This window comes from Bacillus sp. 005/A4HT-01/001, assembly GCF_004634445.1.
Lineage (GTDB): Bacteria > Bacillota > Bacilli > Bacillales > Bacillaceae > Bacillus > Bacillus altitudinis.
On record NZ_SEIZ01000001.1, the window covers coordinates 67,298 to 88,831 of the forward strand.

Annotated in this window: 22 protein-coding genes; 14 read left to right on the plus strand and 8 right to left on the minus strand. The window is 40.8% G+C overall.

Translation table 11 applies throughout. From position 1 onward, the window contains the following. Positions 1–4 precede the first annotated feature (4 nt). The 3 genes from yugI to ES896_RS00420 all read right to left on the minus strand — a co-directional run bounded on the left by yugI (position 5) and on the right by ES896_RS00420 (position 2,290). The gene (yugI, locus tag ES896_RS00410; RefSeq protein WP_008345795.1) at positions 5–397 is read right to left on the minus strand and encodes a S1 domain-containing post-transcriptional regulator GSP13; all 393 of its coding nucleotides are present in this window, start codon (positions 395–397) and stop codon (positions 5–7) included. Between the two features lie 198 nt (positions 398–595). Next, entirely contained in the window at positions 596–1,789 is a 1,194-nt protein-coding gene (locus tag ES896_RS00415) for an aminotransferase (RefSeq protein WP_017358961.1), read from the minus strand. Next, entirely contained in the window at positions 1,790–2,290 is a 501-nt protein-coding gene (locus tag ES896_RS00420) for an Lrp/AsnC family transcriptional regulator (RefSeq protein WP_007500517.1), read from the minus strand. Between the two features lie 178 nt (positions 2,291–2,468). Here ES896_RS00420 and ES896_RS00425 point away from each other — a divergent pair, with 178 nt between their 5' ends. Beyond that, complete coding sequence (locus tag ES896_RS00425; protein ID WP_017367944.1) at positions 2,469–3,293, plus strand: alpha/beta fold hydrolase; 825 nt, start codon at positions 2,469–2,471, stop codon at positions 3,291–3,293. Here ES896_RS00425 and ES896_RS00430 read toward each other — a convergent pair. Then, entirely contained in the window at positions 3,290–3,550 is a 261-nt protein-coding gene (locus ES896_RS00430) for a YugE family protein (RefSeq protein ID WP_019744047.1), read from the minus strand. The two genes, ES896_RS00425 and ES896_RS00430, sit on opposite strands and share 4 nt — an antisense overlap. Before the next feature lie 83 nt (positions 3,551–3,633). Between ES896_RS00430 and ES896_RS00435 the strand changes: the two genes are divergently transcribed. After that, complete coding sequence (locus tag ES896_RS00435; protein ID WP_135226215.1) at positions 3,634–4,809, plus strand: MalY/PatB family protein; 1,176 nt, start codon at positions 3,634–3,636, stop codon at positions 4,807–4,809. Positions 4,810–4,942: 133 nt separating this feature from the next. Next, the gene (locus tag ES896_RS00440) at positions 4,943–6,235 is read left to right on the plus strand and encodes a sensor histidine kinase (RefSeq protein ID WP_017367947.1); all 1,293 of its coding nucleotides are present in this window, start codon (positions 4,943–4,945) and stop codon (positions 6,233–6,235) included. Here the strand turns inward: ES896_RS00440 and ES896_RS19980 are convergent, their stop codons facing one another. Further along, complete coding sequence (locus ES896_RS19980) at positions 6,236–6,412, minus strand: hypothetical protein (RefSeq protein ID WP_008345810.1); 177 nt, start codon at positions 6,410–6,412, stop codon at positions 6,236–6,238. A gap of 93 nt (positions 6,413–6,505) precedes the next feature. On the opposite strand from ES896_RS19980, the gene kapB reads away from it, so the two are divergent. Beyond that, positions 6,506–6,898 (plus strand): kinase-associated lipoprotein KapB, encoded by a 393-nt coding sequence (gene kapB, locus ES896_RS00445; RefSeq protein ID WP_017358956.1) that lies wholly within the window; start codon positions 6,506–6,508, stop codon positions 6,896–6,898. Here kapB and kapD read toward each other — a convergent pair. Beyond that, positions 6,895–7,512, minus strand: a complete 618-nt coding sequence (kapD, locus tag ES896_RS00450; protein ID WP_008345814.1) for a 3'-5' exonuclease KapD — start codon at positions 7,510–7,512, stop codon at positions 6,895–6,897. The genes kapB and kapD overlap by 4 nt on opposite strands. Positions 7,513–7,730: 218 nt before the next feature. Here kapD and ES896_RS00455 point away from each other — a divergent pair, with 218 nt between their 5' ends. The 3 genes from ES896_RS00455 (at position 7,731) to ES896_RS00465 (ending at position 11,348) form a co-directional block, all read left to right on the plus strand. Further along, the gene (locus tag ES896_RS00455; protein WP_241698631.1) at positions 7,731–8,909 is read left to right on the plus strand and encodes an MFS transporter; all 1,179 of its coding nucleotides are present in this window, start codon (positions 7,731–7,733) and stop codon (positions 8,907–8,909) included. 108 nt (positions 8,910–9,017) lie between these two features. After that, positions 9,018–10,919 carry a transglycosylase domain-containing protein gene (locus ES896_RS00460; protein ID WP_135226216.1) on the plus strand — a complete coding sequence of 634 codons (1,902 nt, stop codon included), beginning with the start codon at positions 9,018–9,020 and terminating at the stop codon, positions 10,917–10,919. Positions 10,920–10,937: 18 nt separating this feature from the next. Next, a complete protein-coding gene (locus tag ES896_RS00465) occupies positions 10,938–11,348 on the plus strand; it encodes a thiol-disulfide oxidoreductase DCC family protein (protein WP_017358953.1) in 411 nt (136 codons plus the stop codon). A gap of 43 nt (positions 11,349–11,391) precedes the next feature. On the opposite strand, the gene ES896_RS00470 is transcribed toward ES896_RS00465, so the two are convergent. Next, a complete protein-coding gene (locus ES896_RS00470; RefSeq protein WP_017367952.1) occupies positions 11,392–11,949 on the minus strand; it encodes a YufK family protein in 558 nt (185 codons plus the stop codon). Positions 11,950–12,134: 185 nt separating this feature from the next. On the opposite strand from ES896_RS00470, the gene malK reads away from it, so the two are divergent. From malK to ES896_RS00505, 7 genes are all read left to right on the plus strand, one after another. After that, entirely contained in the window at positions 12,135–13,736 is a 1,602-nt protein-coding gene (gene malK, locus ES896_RS00475) for a malate sensor histidine kinase MalK (RefSeq protein ID WP_017367953.1), read from the plus strand. Beyond that, positions 13,729–14,436, plus strand: coding sequence for a response regulator (locus tag ES896_RS00480; protein WP_008345826.1), 708 nt, complete (start codon positions 13,729–13,731; stop codon positions 14,434–14,436). The genes malK and ES896_RS00480 overlap by 8 nt, the downstream gene beginning before the upstream one ends. A 395-nt stretch (positions 14,437–14,831) precedes the next feature. After that, positions 14,832–15,914, plus strand: coding sequence for a BMP family lipoprotein (locus tag ES896_RS00485; RefSeq protein WP_035389251.1), 1,083 nt, complete (start codon positions 14,832–14,834; stop codon positions 15,912–15,914). Positions 15,915–16,073: 159 nt separating this feature from the next. Then, entirely contained in the window at positions 16,074–17,609 is a 1,536-nt protein-coding gene (locus tag ES896_RS00490; RefSeq protein WP_050826563.1) for an ABC transporter ATP-binding protein, read from the plus strand. Further along, positions 17,602–18,648, plus strand: coding sequence for an ABC transporter permease (locus tag ES896_RS00495; protein WP_017367955.1), 1,047 nt, complete (start codon positions 17,602–17,604; stop codon positions 18,646–18,648). Before ES896_RS00490 ends, ES896_RS00495 begins: the two co-directional genes overlap by 8 nt. Further along, the gene (locus ES896_RS00500; RefSeq protein WP_008345835.1) at positions 18,649–19,608 is read left to right on the plus strand and encodes an ABC transporter permease; all 960 of its coding nucleotides are present in this window, start codon (positions 18,649–18,651) and stop codon (positions 19,606–19,608) included. It abuts the gene before it with no gap. A 179-nt stretch (positions 19,609–19,787) separates the two neighbouring features. Further along, positions 19,788–21,125 carry a 2-hydroxycarboxylate transporter family protein gene (locus ES896_RS00505; protein ID WP_008345838.1) on the plus strand — a complete coding sequence of 446 codons (1,338 nt, stop codon included), beginning with the start codon at positions 19,788–19,790 and terminating at the stop codon, positions 21,123–21,125. Positions 21,126–21,196: 71 nt separating this feature from the next. Here the strand turns inward: ES896_RS00505 and ES896_RS00510 are convergent, their stop codons facing one another. After that, complete coding sequence (locus ES896_RS00510; protein ID WP_035389253.1) at positions 21,197–21,406, minus strand: hypothetical protein; 210 nt, start codon at positions 21,404–21,406, stop codon at positions 21,197–21,199. Between the last annotated feature and the right edge of the window lie 128 nt (positions 21,407–21,534).

Sequence of the window (21,534 nt, forward strand, 5' to 3'; positions counted from 1 at the left end):
TTTTTTATTTCTTGATAAGGTCTTTACGGTTTGATTGCTCAATCCACTCTTCAAGTTTATCTTTCAGTGTATTGAAACCTTGTGGTGCTGCAGCTTCTTCTTTCACTTGCTGTGGTCTTTGTTTCTTTGGTTTGCTTTCTTTTCTTTCAGGTGCTTCTTGCGTTGCACGGATAGAAAGGCTGATTTTACCAGCATTTTCATCAACAGAAAGAACTTTCACTTGTACTTCGTCACCAATTGAAAGGTGCTCGTTGATGTCTTTTACAAAACCGTGTGTCACTTCAGAAATGTGCACAAGTCCTTGAGTTTCTTCATCTAATGCAACAAACGCACCATACGCTTGTAATCCTGTTACTTTACCAGTGTAAACACTGCCTACTTCAAACTTTGTCGCCATGATAACAACTCCTAAATAAATGTTTTAATATTCGTTTATACGCAATTAAAAACTATATCACAGAACGGTCTTTTACGCAAAATATTTTTTAATTGGGTTTAGATCAGTTCAAAAGGGGGAATACCTGAAAACAAGAATGCTTTCTAGTATTCCCCCCTAATTTGAGAGGCATGAATCCAGATGGATTGATGCCTTTTTTTATTTTAAGATAGCAGGTGCCTCTTCTTTCACTTGTCTATTCTGCAAAAAACGCTGGATTCTTGAAAGTGATTCCTGCAAGTGATCGAGTGATGATGCATATGAACAGCGAATATGTCCTTCACCACTTGGACCGAATACATTTCCAGGGACAACCGCTACTTTCTCGCTAAGCAGCAGCTCCTCGGCAAATTGTTCTGAAGTCATGCCTGTGCTTTTAATGGACGGGAAAGCGTAAAACGCTCCGTTTGGCTGGTGGCAAGTGAGTCCAAGTTCATTGAGAGAGCCGACAAACAAATTACGGCGCCTTCTGTAGCTTTTCTTCATTTTCTCCACATCTTCAAGTCCATTTTTTAATGCTTCTTCTGCGGCATATTGTGCCATAGCCGGTGCACACATCATAGAATATTGATGTATTTTCAGCATGGCATCACGGAGGACTGGGGGTGCTGCCACATAGCCTAAGCGCCAACCCGTCATAGCGAACCCTTTGGAAAAGCCTGAAATCAAAATCGTTCTTTCCTTCATATCTTGAATCGCCGCTACGCTCGTAAAAGCTTCATCGTACGTCAGCTCTGCATAAATCTCATCTGTGATGATTAAAAGATCATGCTCCTTTGCAAACTGAGCAATATCTTCAAGCTCTTCTTTCGAGTAAACAGACCCTGTTGGGTTTGATGGAGAGCATAGCAAGATGGCTTTTGTTTTCGGCGTCAGCTTCGTACGAAGATCAGCAGAATCGGCTTTAAAATCTTTTTCAGCCGATGTACTTAAATAAACCGGTACACCGCCCGCAAGTGTCGTAAGAGCCCCATATGCGACGAAACAAGGCTCTGGGATGATCACTTCGTCCCCGCTGTTTAAAATGGCGCGAAAGGCCAAATCAAGCGCCTGGCTACCACCAACGGTAATAATGAGTTCTTCTTCAGGACTGTACTCAATGTGAAACCGCTTATATAGATAATGGCTCAATTCTTTTCGCAAAGAGAGCAGTCCAGCATTTGCTGTATAAGAGGTCAGCCCTTGTTCTAAAGACATAATACTGGCTTCTCTCACATTCCAAGCTGTCACGAAATCCGGTTCGCCGACCCCGAGGGAGATAACCCCTTCCATTGTGGCTGCCAAATCAAAGAATTTCCGAATACCTGACGGCTGAATGCTTTGTACCGTTTCAGATAAATAAGACTTTTTCATTTAAGGAGACACCACGATTCTTTTGTCATCGTCCCCTGTTTCAAAGACTTTCCCATCATGCTTATATCTTTTCAAAATAAAATGAGTAGTGGTTGAAACAACAGAATCAAGTGTCGATAATTTTTCAGATACGAAGCGGGCGATATCAGACATGGATCTTCCTCTGATCACAACAGATAAATCATACACGCCTGACATTAAATACACGGACTCCACTTCTTGGAACCTGTAAATGCGTTCAGCAATTTCATCAAAACCGACGCCTCTTTTTGGGGTCACTTTCACATCAATCATCGCTGTAACGCCTTCGTGTCCGTCTACTTTTCGCCAGTCAATCATGGTCGAATAATCAATAATGACTTTTTGATCTTCGAGCTTTTGAATAATGGCTTCTGCTTCTTCTGATGTCACACCTGCCATTTTTGCAATTGTATTTAAATCGGCGCGGCTGTTTTCATCTAAAATCTCTAATATTTCAGTTTCTTTTTCGGTTAGTTTCATTGATTTCACACCTCTAATTGTAAAAAGCTAGTTTTAAAAAATCTTCTGAACATTATAGCACGTTTTTCCCATTATGCTAAGCAGGGAAAAGATTCTAATCGTAGCTTAAAATCCACTTTTTAGGGTACAATACAGTCACCTAACAGAGAGTGAGTATCAAATATCGGAGTTGATGAGTGTGGACATTGTACAGCCATCCTATATGAAAAGTAAATTCGGTTTAGATATCTATTACGAACACTATCCAAATGAAGGTAAGAAGACATTGATTTTGATTCACGGCCTCTTCTCATCTACCTTCAGCTATCGAAAGCTCATCCCGCTTCTGAAACAAGACTTCAATTTAATTGCAATTGATCTGCCTCCATTCGGGCAGTCCGAAAAATCGAATACGTTCATTTACAGCTATCGCAACATGGCAAAAATCATTATTGAACTAGCTGGTTATTTGCAGATTCAGCATGCGATCCTCGTGGGGCATTCCATGGGGGGACAAATTGCTTTATATGCTGCATCTGAGCGTCCCGACCTATTTGAAAAAGCTGTTCTTTTGTGCAGCTCAGGGTATATGAATAAGTCCAAAAAGTCGCTTGTTTACAGCACATATATTCCTTATTTTTATCTTTATTTAAAAAGAAAGTTGTTCAAGCAAGGTATTATGAAGAATTTAACCGCTGTTGTGCATGATCATTCGATTATTGATCAAGAGATGGTGGACGGATATTTAAAGCCTTTTTCAGATGACCAAATTTTCAGAGGTATTTTTCGTTTGATTCGGCACAGGGAAGGCGATTTAGCGTCAGATGTCTTGAAGAAAATGGAGACACCTGTCCTGCTGATTTGGGGGGAGGAAGACCGGATCGTTCCTATTCAAATTGGCGAAAGACTGCACAAGGATCTACCGCATTCAACCTTGCATGCATTAAAAAAAACCGGGCACCTCATCCCTGAGGAAAATCCGGTCTTTGTGTCTGATCAAATTGGTCATTTCAGCCTGTCTTAAAGCGAGCAGGAGTTACCTTCTCTTATGACAAAAAGCTGATTTGCGATATGCTGGCAGCTTTCCATCGGAAGAAGCTGATCAAACGAGTGATGGTAAATGGCTTGAATGTCTTTCGCGAAAGATAACGGGTCTTCTGCGTCGTATAAGGCACTGATGACGTCAGCAGGCTCCGTTTCGTAAAAGTCCTCTCCATATTGAAAAGGGTCCCATGCCTTAATGACTTGAATCATCTCTTCTACAGCTTGACTATCTTTCATGGGTATCACCGCTTATAATAAATTTTGTGATGTTTATTTTAGCACAACCAAGAATGGTTGAAAAACGGCTAGAGGTGGGTTTCATGAATTTCGACGAACAGATCATACGTAAAGGTTCAAAATCAGTCAAATGGGATCAAGCAGAGTCTTTGTTCCTGACAACAGATGCGCTGCCAATGTGGGTAGCAGATATGGATTTTAAAGCGCCCCAAGTCGTGCTTGATGCTTTAAAAGAACGATTAGATCACGGCGTATTCGGCTATGCATTTCAGGATCAGGATACGCAGCAAGCAGTAGCTGACTGGCTCAAAAGAAGACACGGTTGGACGATACAAACAGAGGCCGTCACCTTCACACCAGGTATCGTGACAGCACTTAGTTTTGCGGTACAAGCCTTTACAGCTCCGAATGATGAAGTGGTCATTCAGTCACCGGTGTATACGCCCTTCTATCAAATGATTGAAAGAAACGGACGTATCGTCTCAACCAATCCTTTAAAAATAGAAAACAACCGCTACATGATGGATTTTGATGATTTAGAGAAGAAATTAAGCAGACCAGAAGCAAAGCTGATGTTTCTTTGTCATCCGCATAATCCTTCAGGGAGAGCTTGGTCAAAAGAAGAATTAAAGCGTGTAGGAGATCTGTGTGTACAGTACGGTGTCACCGTCGTGTCAGATGAAATTCATTCGGATCTGATGCTTTACGGGCAGCCGCATGTGCCTTTTGCCAGCCTTTCTGATGACATAGCTAACATCACGGTAACGTGTATTGCACCGAGTAAAACATTTAATTTAGCTGGGCTTCAGGCATCTGCCATTATCATTTCTGATGAAGAAAAAAGAACTCTTTTCACCAATGAATTGCAAAGAAATGGATTGTCTAAACTGAATGCCTTTGCGATTCCTGCCATGGAGGCGGCCTATCGCCACGGAGATGAGTGGCTTGATTCACTTGTTCTTTATCTCGAAAATAATATGAAGATCGCAATGGATTATATTGATGAATATCTGCCGAGCATGCGTTATATGAAACCAGATGCTTCTTATCTATTGTGGCTGGATATTCGTGATTATGAGCTCACTCAAGCAGAATTAAAACGTAATCTACTGAAAAAGGGCAAGGTCATACTAGAGCTCGGAAACGTATATGGGCACGAAGGAGACGGCTTTATTCGAATGAATCTAGGCTGTCCTGCCGGAACAGTGAAAGAAGGTCTGAAGCGCCTTCATCAAGCATTCACTCTATCATCCGAATAAAACCATTTCTTTAAAAAGAACATCCTAGCGGGTGTTCTTTTTAAAGAAAAAAACCCTCCTATTATCATATCTACTTTGTACATGAAATGATATAATGAGAGGAATTACAATTATTTACGAGGAGAGCATTTAAATGGAAATGTTCAAGGATTTTCTGCTCCATGTATCTTTTATTCTATTTCCAATCTTTTTATATCATGCACTATGGCTAAGCCGGACCCCTGCTCATTTCCCTAAAACGAATAAACTGCTCATCACAATATTTGCATCCATTTCATCAGCACTATGTATTATGTATCCAGTTGGTTCGATTTTAGATTTGCAGACTGGGCTTCAATCGATTCCCCTTGTACTGGCTATTTTATACGGGGGATATACCGCCGGAATCGTCGCTATCTTGGTTAGTTCAACCGTAAAGTTCGTGATGTATGGCTCTTTTTTATGGGTTGGATTGATTGTTGTACCGATTTACTTTTTCATCCCTTTCCTGCTTTACCGGAAATGGCGCCAATATTCTAAGCAGAGAAAGCTGTTATACGGAGTCCTGATTGCGTTATCAAAAGGGATGTTTATTTACATTGGACTGCTTGTGGTCAGCTTAATAGAGTACAGCCCTGCATTCATTATGCAGCAAAAGCTGCTCGAATTATTTTTCTCAACTCTTTACTACATATTCTTTCTTGTGCTGAGTATTTATTCCATTGAGTTTGTGAAAGAGAATGCGCAAATGAGAACACAGCTTGTCCAATCAGAGAAACTGACGATTGTGAGTGAACTGGCAGCAAGTGTCGCCCATGAAGTCCGCAATCCACTGACGGTGGTGAGAGGATTTATCCAACTGCTCTTTTCAAGTGACAATTCGAAAGAGCCGTCAACCAATAAAGATTATAAAAATCTCGTTTTATCTGAACTTGACCGTGCGCAGGATATTATTACGAGCTATCTTGATATTGCGAAACAAAATTATTATCAAATTGAGTCTCTCAATTTATCTAAATTACTTGAAGAATGTGCATCGCTGATGACATCCTATGCGAATTTTAAGTCGGTCACGATTCATCAATCGATTGAACCAGACTTATACATCCAAGGTGATGAAACGAAAATCAAACAAGTCATGATTAATTTAATCAAAAATGCAATCGAAGCAGCGCCCGAACACGAAGGTAAAATCGAACTGTTTGCTTCAAAAGAAAATCATCGAATCTGCCTTTATTTCGTTGATAACGGTGTAGGCATGTCAGAAAGCCAAATGAAAAAGCTTGGTGAACCCTATTACACATTGAAAAATAAAGGAACAGGGCTTGGGTTGACAGTGACATTTTCCATCATTGAAAATCATCATGGAACGATTCGTTTCAAAAGCTCATTGCAGTCTGGTACAACAGTCACCGTGAAGTTTCCTGAAGATACAAGAAGAAAATGATCAATCCATTTTTTTTGTCCTTTTTTCATCGATCTGCTCCTGCTTCTTAGAAGCACGAACGATCAGACGAAAGCAAATAAATGCAGCAGCAAAGAAAAGCACCGTCGTGATTGCCGCAGGGATATACTCCCTTTTATCTTCAGGAAAATACAGTAGAAAGAATATGATGAACGACATGATTCGCTCTTCCCCCTTTTGCTCGTTTACTTCACTATATTGGCTAAAAGAAAGGAAATACCTTCTTATGCGAAGGAAATGGAGGAATTTCATATGACAGACATTCAGATTGGACAAATCGTGAAAGGTTTTTACAAAACAGGTGTTTACATTGGGGAAGTGACAGCCGTTAAACCATCTACTTATCTCGTTCAAGTAAAAGCGGTTTTAACACACCCCACTCAAGGTGACCTGCATCATCCAAAAGAAGCGGACGTACCTTTTTTTCAGGAAAGACGGGCTTTGGCCTTTAGGGAACAGACGAATATCCCTCATCATATGGTCAAGCCTTATGATGGCGACATACCTGATTATCAAGTATCGCTGAAAGACGCCGTAGACAAATTGAAAAAAGGGCTCAGTGCGGATGATTCCAAGTGGGCTGAAAAATCAAGAGCGTGCCTCTCTTCTCTTGAAAAAGATTATTTTCCAGAAGACGCCCGCTAATCTGCCGAATCAAAAAAGTGAGAGAAGTCAATGAGTTCACCAATTTTGGTTGTTTGCGGATTTTCCACATAGGATCGATCTTTTTCAAAAAGGGTGAACAGCTGATAAGTGGTCATGGCATCATCGAGTGCTTTATGATGCTTACCAGCTCCTTCACTGCCGTACTCCTTAGCTGCTTTCCGAAGTCCTGTGAGTGTTCTATCCCCAAAAAAGGTTTTATATTCAAAAGCCAGATCCCTTTGATTCCCCTTAAAAGGAAAACCAATATGATTGAGCATACAGTTTTGCTTCAGTACCTTCATGTCCATATTTCCCCATGTGATAATCTCACAGTCTTCTCCCCCATCGAGTGACACGAGCTTCTCGATAAACGCCTCAAAAGAAATCCCGCTTTCTACATCCTGCTGCGTAATGCCAAGGAACGATTTACAGCGCTTTGTCAGCTTCGGGAACTTTTTCGGTTTGACATAGCTTGAGAATGTGTCTATGATCGTTTCATTTGATGCTTTGACGACACCGGCTTCAATGATTTCCGGGAAAAAATTTTGCGGATGATATTTCCCATCAGGCATCGTAAATTCAAAATCGACCACAAGCAGCGTCTTCTGTTCCATCAGTCTCACCCCACTTTCTCGTCTGTTTTCCATCCTGCTACTATTATATTAAGACGGACTTTGAAATCACTTCATTTTCGTGAAAATAATGCAGATTCACTATGCCCAACCTATTCATCAGATGAAAGATCGTTTATTTTCCTTTATAATTATTAAGGAACACGAAATAAATAAAGAAGGTGGTCTTTATCACAAACAGGAAGAAAAACTTGTACATCATGTGGTTTGTGAACTTTTTTGTATCTGCCAGCATTACAATGATCGTCCCTTTTTTATCACTTTACATAGAGTCTCTTGATAGCAGTTATTCGAATGAATTTGTTCAAAGATGGAGCGGCTATGTCTTTGGGGTTACGTTTTTAACAGCCTTTCTCATTTCTCCAATTTGGGGACGGATTGGTGACCGGCATGGCTATAAAAAGATTTTGCTCATTAACGGTATTGGGATTGCAACAAGCATTTTATTAATGGGGCTTGTTCAAACCGTTTATCAACTATTTGCGTTAAGGCTTTTCATGGGGCTTGTGACAGGCTTTATTTCGACTTCGATGGCACTGATTTCTGCACAGACCGAAAAGGCAACAGCCGGTAAGACCCTCGGTACGATGCAGATGAGTAATGTCGCCGGAGGGTTATTCGGTCCATTAATGGGTGGATTTATGGCAGACAGTGTCGGATTCATTTATACATTTTTCTTAACAGCTGCTGTCATATATGTGTCAGCGATTGTCATTATCTTCGGTGTGAAAGAACAGCCGATCCGTTCAAAAGAAGCAAAACGGGTTTCTTACTCACGGAAGGACGTCCTTGTCCATATTTTCAAACAGCCTTTACTTGTCGTCACCATGCTTCTCACATTTATTACGCAAGTCGGGAACTTTAGTATTCAGCCGCTTTTAGCATTGTACATTCATGATTTACACGGCCCAGTCAATCTTGCCTTTTATGCAGGGCTGGCGTTTTCTGCAACGGGGCTTGGCAATTTGCTGTTTACACGGAAATGGGGAGACCTTGGAGATCGTATTGGTCACGATAAGGTGCTGCTCGCCCTTCTCATCCTCTCCTCCATTTTATTTATCCCGCAAGCGATGGCAGATTCCTACGGGATGTTAGTCATCTTCCGTTTCTTATACGGGATGGCACTAGGCGGCATCATTCCTTGTACGACTGCCTATATTCGCATCAAAGCGCCTGCCTCTATGCAAGGGGAAGTGCTTGGTTACAATGTCAGCTTCCGCTTTCTTGGAAATGTCGTCGGACCCGTTATAGGCGGCATTGTGGCGAGTCATTACGGAATTCCAGCTGTCTTTTATGTCACCGCAGGCATTTTCCTTTTCGGGGCATTATTTTTATGGGCGGTCCGCTCACAATCAAAGTCAAAAGAGAGGAGTGTCTGATCCATCATCAGATACTCTTTTCTTCTGTCTAAATGCCTTGTTTACTAGACTTCACGTCTATTCTTTTCTAAAAATAACCTTCTCGTAATCGCAAAAGAATGGTACGATATGGCTAGAAATCCGAAGAAAGTGAGTGACCTCATGTTTCGTGCAATCATTGGATGGTTATTACTTGCTGCCCTCATTCCATTATTTGTTCTGACTTTTTATCTATCAAAGGAAGAAGCCGCAAGTGTAAAACCTGTTAACGAAGTGCTTGATCAAAAAATCAAGCTGGAAAAGGTAGACTTTTCCCAAAACAGTTATATGTATGATCGAGATGGTTCTCTTATCTCTGAGATCGTATCAAACGATGAGAACCGTGTTTTCGTGAAGTACGATAAAATTCCTGATTCCGTCAAGGAGCTGTTCCTCCGATCAGAGGACCGCAACTTTTATGACCATAAAGGCATTGACTTTATGGGCGTGATTCGTGCCCTTGCCGCAAATGTGAAAAACCATGGCATTAGCCAAGGCGCTAGCACCATCACACAACAGTTATCCCGTAATTTATATTTAAGTCATGAACGTTCATTCAGCCGAAAGTTTACAGAACTGCTCTATTCCTATGAGCTCGAGCGAAAATTCACAAAAGAGGAAATACTCGAAAGCTATTTAAATACGATTTATTTCAGTAACGGGGTTTACGGTGTCGGTTCTGCGGCTAATTACTATTTTGATAAGCCGCTTAGTTCTTTGACACTTGCACAGATGGCATTTATTTCTGCGATTCCTAACAACCCTACGCTGTATGACCCATTGAAAAAATTCAAACATACAAAGAAACGCCAGGAACGGCTGCTTGGTATTTTAGAAAAAGATGGTGTCATTACTAAGAAGCAATACAAAAAAGCAGTGAAAGAAAAAATCAGCTTGTCCTTAAGTGAAAAGAAAAATCTTTACCCTGACTATGTGACCTACGCCAATGAAGAATTTACCGATCTGGTGTCTGATCAGGAAGGCTTTACAAAACGATTGAAAAAAGCCAAAACAGCTGGCGCAAAAAAGGCAATTCAAAAAGAATTATCAGAAAAGGTCAGTGCATTGCTTCAAGATGGTGTGAAGATTTATACAGCACTAGACCCTTCCTTACAACAAAGAGCGGTTTATCAGCTCAATGCACAATTGCCTTATCAAGGTGTGGAAGGCGGTTCAGCAGTCATTAACCACCAAACCCATCAAATCGTCGCACTTGCTGGCGGGAAGAATTATAAAAAGTTTGATTTCAACTACGCCTATCAAGCGCAAAGACAACCAGGTTCCGCAATTAAGCCGCTGTTAGATTATGGCCCTTATATTGATCAAACCGGTGCCACGGCATCAAGTAAAATCAGTGCCGGCAAGTTTTGCAGTAGCGGATATTGCCCGCAAAACTATAATCATAAAACGTATGGAACTGTAACACTTGAAACAGCCTTTAAGAACTCTTACAATACACCAGCGATTCGTATGCTTGATACAGTCGGTGTCAAAAAAGGCTTCAGCTATTTAGAAAAGTTCTCATTCGAACATATTGTCGCAGATGATTACCGCCTCCCTTCTGCACTTGGAGGATTTACAAAAGGCTTCTCGCCGCTAGAAATAACCGATGCATATACCGTGTTTGGCAATCAAGGTGCCTATACGCGAAATCACTCCATTACAAAGGTCACAGACTTAAACGGCAAAACCCTTTACAAGTGGAAAGAGTCGCCGAAGCAAATCTATTCTCAGCGTACAAATGAAACAATGCGCAAGCTACTTGCCTCTGTTGTGAAAAGTGGAACAGGGAAAAAGGCGAATTTCAATTCTCCTTACATTGGGGGAAAAACAGGCACATCCAATGACTACAAAGACATTTGGTTTGTTGGCCTGACAGATCAATACACAATGGGTGTATGGGTAGGAAGAGATAGAGGAACCGTTGAATCTATTTATAGTTCAAGTCCGCACTTACGTATTTGGAAACAAACTATGCAATACGCTAGATAAACAGGAGGTTTGATTGCGATGCATTCAACACAACCCTCTCACTTCATTTTATTTGACGGTGTCTGCAACGTGTGCAGTGGTGCTGTTCAGTTTATCATCAAGCGCGACCCGAATGAGCGGATGATGTTTGCTTCTTTACAATCAGATACAGGGCAGCGTATTTTAAAAGAAAACGGCTTGCCTTTAGATGAGTTCAATTCATTCATTTATATTGAAAATGGGACCCTTTATATGAAGTCAACAGGCATCTTAAAAGCGGCGCGCCATTTAAAAGGGATATACAGATGGAGCTATTTACTCCTCGCGATCCCTCGACCAATCCGTGACTGGTTTTATCAACTCATTGCAAAGAATCGCTACAAATGGTTTGGTCAAAAAACATCCTGTATGATGCCTACACCTGATATTCAGAAGCGGTTTCTTCCATAAAAAAAGCATCCTCCATCATCGGAGGATGCTTTCTTTCGTCTGATTAAGCTGGCAGACTCGCCATCACACTGTTATAAAGCTTAATAAATAAGTACAAAATGCCGATCAAAAACGTGGCCCAAAACAGCAGATTAAACATCATAAACCCAATTAAATTCAGCATGGAAAGTGATTGATAAATGCGTACCACAACCCAGATAAAATAGACGAGACTTGCTAAAACAAAAAGCCCAACAAGCAAAATGAGCTGCTGCGTCAATAGAAATGCAAGTAAGCTGGCAAACAAATAGACAACCGATGCAATCCGAATTTTCTTTAAGTTCTCCCCTTCAGGGTCCTTTGCAAAAAAGAGCAGCGCCAACTCTAACACCGTATCTGCAATGAGTTTTAAAGCAGATAAAATCATAAAATAAACAAGTGCAAATGCGGCAAATAAAGCAAGACGAATGCCCTGTTCAGAGAAAAATTCCAGCATTCCTTTTAAAATCCCTGCTTGGGTCAAGAAGTCAGTCGTGATACCTACTGTAAAAATAGAAAAGGCAGAGCTGAATAGCAAAATTGAAATCAGCGGAAAATATCCAGTCAAATATGTATTTTTCATAAATAGATCCTTTCTCATAAGCTCATTTTTATTATGGCTCACTTAAAACGGATTGACAAGATGCTTTCCAAGTAAACTGGAATCTAAATCAAATTTGTGATTTTGCACGTACATTCCTTCACAAACTTACATTTTCCCGTTAAAGTATTACTATTACGAAAAAATTGCGCGTTAGGGGTATACTCGTGAAAAAAACTTTAAGACTGCAAACACGGCTGACGATCTTTGTCTGTATTGTTGTCCTGATCTCCCTCTGTATCACATTCTTTACGATCTGGTCAGAAACAGCCAAAAATATTCATCAGCAGGAACGTGATATCGCCCTCTCCACTGCCAAAATGGTCGCAGAGGCTCCGATCACAGCAAAATCATTGGAAAAAGATCAATCATATACAGCACTGCGAAAATATACAACAAGTGTTCAGCGTATTACCAAAACCGAATTCGTTGTCGTCATGGATATGAACGGTATCCGCAAAACACATCCGAATCCGCAAAAGATTGGGAAGCGGTTTGCTGGCGGTGATGAAAAACCGGCATTACAGGGTAAAGAACATATTAGTACCGCATCTGGAACACTTGGCAAGTCCATGCGTGCCTTTGTTCCTGTTTATAACCAAGATGGCAAGCAGCTCGGGGCTGTGGCAGTTGGGATTACATTAAAGGAAATTGATTTAATTATTCATCAAAGCCTGCTCCCGCTCTACTTTGTCACATCGCTAAGCCTTTTATCTGGCATTATCGGTGCACTCATTGTGGCACGTAAAGTAAAGAAGATTATGTTTGGACTAGAGCCAGATGAAATTGCCACATTATTAAAAGAACGAAGCGCTATGCTAGAATCAACAAAAGAAGGCATTCTTGCCGTCGATCAGCACGGTAAAATCAAGCTGGCAAATGCAGAAGCTAAACGTCTTTTTCATAATATGGGCATTATGGTTGACCCTAGAGAACAAGATGTACAGGCCCTTCTTCCTTCAAGCGGCTTAAAGCAAGTAATCGAAACACGGAAACCGCTGCTTGATCGCGATGTCAGAATGAACGGACTGGAGCTGGTCTTTAATGAGGTGCCGATTACGGTAAAAGGGGAAATTGTCGGAGCGATCGCAACCTTCCGTGACAAAACAGAAGTCAAACACCTGGCTGAGCAGCTGAGCGGGGTGAAGATGTATGCCAATGCACTTCGTGCCCAGTCACACGAATTTATGAACAAGCTCCATGTCATTTTAGGATTGGTCCAGCTAAAGAACTATGATGACCTTGGCACCTATATTAAAGATATTGCAATTTATCAGCAGACAGAAACAAATGAAATCATCAACCATGTGAAAAACTCAGTCTTAGCCGGGTTTTTACTAGGAAAACAAAGCTATATCAGAGAACAAGGCGCAGCTTTAGAAGTCAATTGCAGTACACAGGTACCAAACTCGGAGGACCCAGCAGTCACACATGACCTTATTACGGTCATCGGTAATCTGTTAAATAACGCACTCGATGCCGTTTCCCATACAGAGAACAAAAATATCTCCATCTCATTCAGATATGTCCAAGAGCAGCTTCATATTGAAATTACAGACACAGGTGTCGGTCTGACAAAAGAAGAACAGGACATCATGTTTGATCAGGGCTTTTCAACAAAAGGAGAAGACAGAGGATTTGGCCTTTACTTTGTTGACCAAAGCATCAAAAAACTGAACGGACATATGATCGTCACAAGCGAAAAAGGAGAAGGAACGACCTTTAGTCTCCGTATTCCATATAAACAAAAGGAGGATTCACATGATTAATGTGTTGATCGTAGAAGATGACCCAATGGTCGGGGAGCTGAATAAACGCTACTTGACCCAAATAGAAGGTTTTGAATTAAAAGGGATTGCCACCTCATTTCAGAAGGCACTAGACATCTTAAAATCAGAAATCATTCACCTTGTATTGCTTGATATTTATATGCCTGGACAAAATGGGCTCGCCCTATTATCAGAAATTCGTGAGCAAAATCATTCCGTTGACGTCATCGTCATTTCAGCTGCAAATGAAGTGGATGTCGTACAGCAAACGATGCGAAACGGAGCTGTCGACTATTTAATCAAACCTTTTGAGTTCGAACGCTTCCAATCAGCACTGGCAGAATATAAAAGAAAACATGCCCTATACCAAACGATGAACAGCATCTCTCAAAATGATTTAGACGCGAAGCTTTTTCATAAAAAAGCAGAGGCGGAAAAAGTCCTGCTGCCAAAAGGCTTAACGAAGAGCACACTCAAACTCATCTGGACAAGCATTCAATCATTCGGTCAGCAGGCATTCACGACCGAAGACCTAGCCAATCATACAGAAATCTCCCAAGTTTCGATTAGAAAATACTTGAAATTTCTTGAGGATATCGAAGTGGTTGATGTGGAGATGGCATACGGGACAATCGGCCGCCCTGTTTTCCAATATAAACTGAATACAAGCAACATGAATTTGATACAGCAATATCTTTAATTTGACACATCTGACCTTTCACAAAGGCCAGATGTTTTTTTATGGCATACGATGTCACAAACCCCTTGATATCAGCGGTTTCACTGTAGTAGAGCACATCATAAAAGCGGCATTATATCATATTTCAGCACATAAAAAGACATCGAATTTAGCCTTTTAACATTTTTTTAAAAATAAAACAAATTTCTATTTATTTATTCGATGGGAAATGATAAATTATGATTGATTAGTTCAACGAGATATAAGTCTGATGTCTTACATCTTCTCTCCTGTTTCCATCAATTTTAAAAGAATGCAGGATAAAATACCCTTTTCAGAAGGATAGGAGAAGGCAAGAGTCGGTCTTTTTTCGCGAGACTTTTCTGAAACTTTTAAATTTTATAGGGGGTTATGTTTTGAAGAAGCGCAAAATTGGACTTGCATTGTCCTTAGTCGTAGCAGCAGGAACCATCCTTGGAGCATGCGGCAACTCTGGCTCAAACAGCGGTGAAAACAAAAAAGATAAAGATCAATTCACTGTTGCAATGGTAACTGATGTCGGTGGTGTCGATGACAAATCGTTTAACCAATCTGCTTGGGAAGGTTTACAAGCATTTGGGAAAGACAACAATTTAACAAAAGGTAAAAACGGCTTTGATTACTTACAATCTAAATCAGACGCTGACTATACAACAAACTTAAACACACTTGCTCGTGAGAAATTTGATTTGATTTACGGAATTGGTTTCTTAATGCAAGATTCTATTACTGAAATTGCGAATCAACGTAAGAAAAACCACTTTGCCATCGTTGATGCAGTTGTAAAAAAAGACAACGTAGCAAGCATTACATTTAACGAAAACGAAGGTTCATTCCTTGTAGGTGTGGCAGCGGCTCTTTCTACAAAATCAAACAAAATTGGTTTTGTTGGCGGCGTTGATTCTGAATTAATCAGAAAATTCGAAGTTGGTTTCCGTGCAGGCGTTGAAGCAGCTAATCCAAAAGCAAAAGTTGAAGTGAAATATGCTGGTGCATTCGATAAAGCAGACATCGGTAAAGCAACAGCTGAAAGTATGTACAAATCTGGCGTTGACGTCATTTACCACGCAGCAGGCGGAACTGGAACTGGTGTCTTCACAGAAGCGAAAAACCTGAAAAAAGCTGATCCTGACCGCAAAGTGTGGGTCATTGGTGTTGATAAAGACCAGTATGACGAAGGTAAAGTACCTGGAACAAAACAAAGTGTCACTCTTACTTCTATGATTAAGAAAGTAGACACAGCGGTACAAGACTTAACAACAAAAGCAAAAGAAGGTAAATTCCCTGGTGGCGAAGTCATCACGTACGGTCTGAAAGAAGGCGGCGTTGACATCTCTCCATCTCAAGAGAATCTTGATAAAGATGTATTGAAGAAAATCGAAGAATGGAAACAAAAAATCATCAAGGGTGAAGTAAAAATCCCTGCAACACGTGATGAACTAAAAGATTTTAAAGCTTAATTTGTGCATCGGGATAAGCGCGCCTTATCCCCTTGCCTCTCCTTTACCTCCTCTTTATTCGTAAAAGGTGGTAAAAGAAAAGCTGCAGCCTTGTTTTGCAGCTTTTCTTTTGCTAGTTTTTATCTTCATCAGCACCCTAAAAAAGGAGCGGTTAAACCTGTGGATTATGTCATTGAAATGTTGAATATACGCAAAGAATTCCCTGGCATTGTAGCAAATGATAACATTACGCTGCAGCTAAAAAAGGGCGAAATTCATGCGCTGCTTGGTGAAAACGGCGCTGGAAAATCAACGCTTATGAACGTGCTTTTCGGACTGTATCAGCCTGAAAAAGGTGAAATCAAGGTACACGGAAAACCGGTTACAATCTCAAGTCCAAATGATGCTAGTGATTTAGGCATTGGAATGGTCCATCAGCATTTTATGCTAGTTGATACATTTACTGTGGCTGAAAACATCATTTTAGGAAAAGAGCCAAAGAAATTTGGAAAGATTGACAAAGAACAAGCCATTCAGCAAGTGCAGGAACTTTCTGACCGTTATGGACTAAAAATAGACCCTGCGGCTAAAGTATCTGACATCTCAGTCGGTATGCAGCAGCGAGCAGAAATCTTAAAAACACTATACCGCGGCGCTGACATCTTGATCTTCGACGAACCAACAGCCGTCTTAACACCTCAAGAAATAAAAGAACTCATACAAATTATGAAAAACTTAATCAATGAAGGCAAATCCATTATTTTAATTACCCACAAGCTTAAAGAAATTATGGATGCCTGTCATCGTGTGACCATTATCCGAAAAGGGCAAGGTATTCGTACACTTGATGTGGAACACACAAACAAAGACGAGCTTGCCAGTTTAATGGTCGGCCGCGAAGTCTCATTTAAAACAGACAAAAAAGCAGCCTCCCCTGCTGAAGAAGTCTTGCAAATTCAAGATCTCACTGTTAAAGATACGCGAGGAATTGAAGCCGTGAAACAACTCAATTTATCAGTGAAAGCCGGTGAGATTGTCGGAATTGCGGGTGTAGACGGAAATGGTCAATCTGAATTAATTGAAGCCATTACAGGTCTGAAAAAATCCGAATCTGGGACGATCATGCTAAACGGGAAAGCCATTCAAAATCTCCCGCCTCGTAAGGTCACAGAATCTGGTATCGGACATATTCCTCAAGACCGTCATAAGCACGGACTTGTCCTTGATTTTTCAATTGGAGAAAATATTTCCTTACAAACGTATTATCAGCGTCCATATTCGAAGTTTGGCTTGATGAATATGAAAAATATTTATCAAAAAGCAAAACAAATCATTGCTGAATACGACGTACGGACACCTAGTGAATATACAGAAGCACGTGCGCTATCAGGTGGTAACCAGCAAAAAGCCATTATTGGCCGTGAAGTGGACCGAAATCCTGATTTATTAATTGCTGCACAGCCGACACGTGGACTTGATGTCGGAGCCATTGAGTTTGTTCATAAACGTCTGATTGAACAAAGGGATTCAGGCAAAGCTGTTCTGCTCATATCCTTTGAGCTTGATGAAATTATCAATGTCAGTGATAAGATTGCTGTGATTTTCGAAGGCAGCATTATTGCCATTGTGGATCCAAAAGAAACAACAGAGCAAGAACTTGGTCTGTTAATGGCTGGAAGTACGCAACAGGAAGTGGGGAAAGAAGCAAATGTCTAATCGCTTAACAAATCTGCTGATTCCGCTTATCGCCATTGTACTTGGTCTTTTCGTTGGGGCCATCATTATGCTGGCAAGCGGTTATAGTGTCATCGAAGGTTATAGCGCCCTTTGGAATGGCGTCTTCGGTGAAACGTATTATATGGGAGAAACCATCCGACAAGTCACGCCTTATATTTTATCAGGACTTGCTGTTGCCTTTGCATTTCGGACGGGCCTCTTTAATATCGGGGTAGAAGGTCAAATGCTGATTGGCTGGGTTGCTGCTGTATGGATCGGCACAACTGTCCATGCCCCTATGTATATCCATTTGCCTCTTGCACTGATCACAGCAGCAGCTGCTGGTGCACTATGGGGCTTTATTCCCGGATTTTTAAAAGCTCGTTTTTACGTACATGAAGTCATTGTCACCATCATGATGAACTACATTGCCCTTCATGTCACAAATTATTTAATCTCAAATGTCTTAACAAACAATAAAGATAAAACAGAAAAAATTGATGCAACAGCTTCCCTTCGATCTGGTTTTTTTGAGCAGATCACTGATTTCTCTAGAATGCATAATGGGATTTTTGTTGCCATTATTGCGGCTGTTGTCATGTGGGTTATTATCCAGAAAACCTCTAAAGGGTTTGAATTACGCGCAGTTGGGATGAACCAGCAGGCCTCTCATTATGCTGGGATGAACGTTCGACGCAACATCATTTATGCGATGCTCATTTCTGGTGCCTTTGCAGGTCTTGCAGGTGCGATGGAAGGACTCGGAACATTTGAATATGCTTCGATTAAAGGATCATTCACTGGCGTTGGTTTTGATGGAATCGCTGTTGCCTTATTAGGCGGAAACACAGCTATTGGTGTCGTCTTAGCGGCATTATTGCTTGGTGGATTGAAAGTCGGTGCTTTAAACATGCCGCTTGAATCTGGCGTACCGACTGAGGTCGTTGATATTGTGATTGCGATCATTATTCTTTTCGTTGCCTCAAGCTATATCATCCGTCTTGTCATTCAACAATTGAAGAAAAAGGGGGGAAAATAAGTGGGATTTCTGCAAATTCTTGAAATCATCGTCCCAGCTACACTCGTTTATGCTGCACCACTTATTTTAACCGCTCTTGGAGGCGTCTTTTCAGAAAGATCAGGTGTCGTCAATATCGGTCTTGAAGGTTTGATGGTCGTCGGAGCATTTTCTAGTATTATTTTTAACTTAATGTTTGCTGATACGTTTGGTGCCTTGACCCCGTGGCTCGGTCTACTTGTTGGTATGGCCATTGGCGGCGTGTTCTCACTCATTCACGCTGTTGCCACTATTACGTTCAGAGCAGATCAAACGGTCAGTGGTGTTGCGATTAACATGCTTGCCCTTGGTGCTACGCTGTTTGTTGTCAAACTGATTTATGGAAAAGCACAAACGGATAAAATTACAGAACCTTTCTATAAAGGAGATATTCCCCTTTTAAGTGACATTCCGATCATTGGTGATATTTTCTTTAAAGATGTGTATTATACGTCCATTCTCGCATTGGTTCTTGCGGTTGTCGCTTGGTTTGTTTTATTTAAAATGCCGTTTGGCTTGCGACTTCGTGCAGTCGGAGAGCATCCAATGGCAGCTGATACAATGGGAATCAAGGTATACCGAATGCGCTATATTGGCGTCTTCATTAGTGGTCTATTTGGCGGTCTTGGCGGAGCTGTGTATGCATCGACCATCGCTCTTGATTTCTCACACGCCACCATTACAGGACAAGGCTTCATTGCGTTAGCCGCCCTTGTTTTCGGGAAATGGCACCCATTTGGCGCTATGGGCGCTGCTTTATTCTTTGGATTTGCACAAAGCTTAAGCATCATTGGCTCTCTGCTTCCGCTGTTTCAAGATATCCCGAACGTGTACATGCTCATTGCACCATATGTGCTGACGATCCTAGCTCTTACTGGCTTCATTGGACGAGCAGACGCTCCAAAAGCACTTGGTACTCCTTATTTAAAAGGAAAACGATAAATAAATACCATGTATGATCAATCCCCTGAAGGACAAACTATCTTCAGGGGATTTTTGTATGATAAAAACGACAAAACCCCCGTTTATTTTACTTTTATTACACTTAATTTAGTTTAATAAATAGATGAGTGTCACAGAATCTTCTACAATTGAGACAAATAGCATTTGGGGGTGTTTATGTGGCTAATACACAACAATTGAAATCGATTACAAACGATTCTGACAATAATAAAAGCGTTTTCCGAAAAATTCTTTCTTGGAAAATTGGTGTTATTGATCTACCTGTGTATATAGTACTTGCAGCGATTATTTTAACTGCCGCTTATTTTAATAAAATTCCAGCAAATATGCTTGGTGGTTTCGCTGTTATTATGATTTTGGGGATTTTCCTAGGAGATGTAGGACAACGTATTCCAATCTTAAAAGATATTGGTGGACCGGCGATTCTTTCTTTATTCGTACCATCGTTCCTGGTCTTTTTTCATGTTCTGAATCCAAACTCGTTGGAAGCGGTTACGTCTCTGATGAAAACGTCGAACTTCCTATACTTCTATATATCTGCTCTTGTAGTAGGTAGTATTCTTGGGATGCAACGAACTGTTTTAGTACAAGGCCTTATTCGTATGTTTGTTCCTCTTGTTGCAGGTACAATTACAGCTGTAGCTGCTGGAATTCTAGTGGGTCTTCTAGTTGGTTACACACCGCATCATTCGTTCTTCTTTATCATTGTACCGATTATTGCCGGTGGTGTCGGTGAAGGAATATTGCCATTATCAATTGCTTATTCACAAATTCTTGGTGTATCAGCAGAGTCATTAATTTCTCAATTGATTCCGGCTGCTGTTATTGGGAACGTCATTGCCATCATTTGTGCTGGCGCAATGAAAAAGCTTGGTGAAAAACGTCCTGAACTAAACGGGAATGGACGACTTGTTAAATCAAAAGAAGCAAATGAAATCTTTGAACAGCCTGAAATGGATACTAAAGTTGACTTCAGCTTAATGGGTGCAGGTGTGCTTGTTGCATGTACAACTTTTATCTTTGGCGGCTTATTAGAAAGTTTTGTTCATATTCCAGGTCCAATCTTAATGATTGTTCTTGCTGCATTAATCAAATACTTAAACGTGATGCCTCAGCATTTGCAAAACGGCTCACAGCAGTTCTACAAGTTTGTATCGAAAAGCTTTACATGGCCTCTAATGGTTGGTTTAGGAATTCTATACATTCCACTTGATGATGTGGCCACTGTTATTTCGATTCCTTTCGTATGTGTATGTATTGCTGTTGTTCTAGGCATGGTTGGTTCTGGTTACTTTGTTGGTAAATTCATGAACATGTATCCAGTTGAATCTGCCATTGTGACTGGCTGTCACAGTGGATTAGGCGGTACTGGTGACGTTGCAATTCTTTCAGCTTCTGGAAGAATGGGCCTTATGCCTTTCGCTCAAGTCTCTACACGTCTTGGCGGAGCAGCAACCGTTATTTGCGCAACAATCTTACTCAGAATGTTTACTTAAAAAAGAAACAAAAAGCATGTCCTTTTCGTAAGGGACATGCTTTTTTTATATTTCTTTTCTCCCATACATCCTCATTCATCAGCCAATACAATTCGTAAATATTCCCGAGGCTGAAAAGGATACTGTTTCGCCTGAGGATAGGTCATATGGAGGAGTTGTTCGGAAAATAGCGGCCATTCACTCCCGGCCTGCCACCTTTTTTGATCATTTCGTTCAATCAAGAATGCTCCTCCTAAAATCGTGCAGAATATGCTTAAGCTGATGGTGATCTTTCGTTTCATTTGATCAGCTCCTTTAAGAAAAGCATGTACGAAATACAAAACAATATACAACGAGTTTCATTTTTGATAAAATATTTTTTGTGGTCAAAAGAACTCAAAATAAATTCAATTTGCCGTAAATCAGTTCA

What these genes read in the sequence shown, in the direction of transcription:
- ES896_RS00435 (WP_135226215.1), top strand. Translation starts at nt 3,634, where the DNA reads ATGAATTTCGACGAACAGATCATACGTAAAGGTTCAAAATCAGTCAAA.
- ES896_RS00420 (WP_007500517.1), bottom strand. Translation starts at nt 2,290, where the DNA reads ATGAAACTAACCGAAAAAGAAACTGAAATATTAGAGATTTTAGATGAA.
- ES896_RS00480 (WP_008345826.1), top strand. Translation starts at nt 13,729, where the DNA reads ATGATTAATGTGTTGATCGTAGAAGATGACCCAATGGTCGGGGAGCTG.
- yugI (WP_008345795.1), bottom strand. Translation starts at nt 397, where the DNA reads ATGGCGACAAAGTTTGAAGTAGGCAGTGTTTACACTGGTAAAGTAACA.
- ES896_RS00495 (WP_017367955.1), top strand. Translation starts at nt 17,602, where the DNA reads ATGTCTAATCGCTTAACAAATCTGCTGATTCCGCTTATCGCCATTGTA.
- ES896_RS00415 (WP_017358961.1), bottom strand. Translation starts at nt 1,789, where the DNA reads ATGAAAAAGTCTTATTTATCTGAAACGGTACAAAGCATTCAGCCGTCA.
- ES896_RS00510 (WP_035389253.1), bottom strand. Translation starts at nt 21,406, where the DNA reads ATGAAACGAAAGATCACCATCAGCTTAAGCATATTCTGCACGATTTTA.
- ES896_RS00455 (WP_241698631.1), top strand. Translation starts at nt 7,731, where the DNA reads ATGTGGTTTGTGAACTTTTTTGTATCTGCCAGCATTACAATGATCGTC.
- ES896_RS00430 (WP_019744047.1), bottom strand. Translation starts at nt 3,550, where the DNA reads ATGAAAGATAGTCAAGCTGTAGAAGAGATGATTCAAGTCATTAAGGCA.
- ES896_RS00460 (WP_135226216.1), top strand. Translation starts at nt 9,018, where the DNA reads ATGGCTAGAAATCCGAAGAAAGTGAGTGACCTCATGTTTCGTGCAATC.
- ES896_RS00465 (WP_017358953.1), top strand. Translation starts at nt 10,938, where the DNA reads ATGCATTCAACACAACCCTCTCACTTCATTTTATTTGACGGTGTCTGC.
- ES896_RS00470 (WP_017367952.1), bottom strand. Translation starts at nt 11,949, where the DNA reads ATGAAAAATACATATTTGACTGGATATTTTCCGCTGATTTCAATTTTG.
- kapB (WP_017358956.1), top strand. Translation starts at nt 6,506, where the DNA reads ATGACAGACATTCAGATTGGACAAATCGTGAAAGGTTTTTACAAAACA.
- ES896_RS19980 (WP_008345810.1), bottom strand. Translation starts at nt 6,412, where the DNA reads ATGTCGTTCATCATATTCTTTCTACTGTATTTTCCTGAAGATAAAAGG.
- kapD (WP_008345814.1), bottom strand. Translation starts at nt 7,512, where the DNA reads ATGGAACAGAAGACGCTGCTTGTGGTCGATTTTGAATTTACGATGCCT.
- ES896_RS00440 (WP_017367947.1), top strand. Translation starts at nt 4,943, where the DNA reads ATGGAAATGTTCAAGGATTTTCTGCTCCATGTATCTTTTATTCTATTT.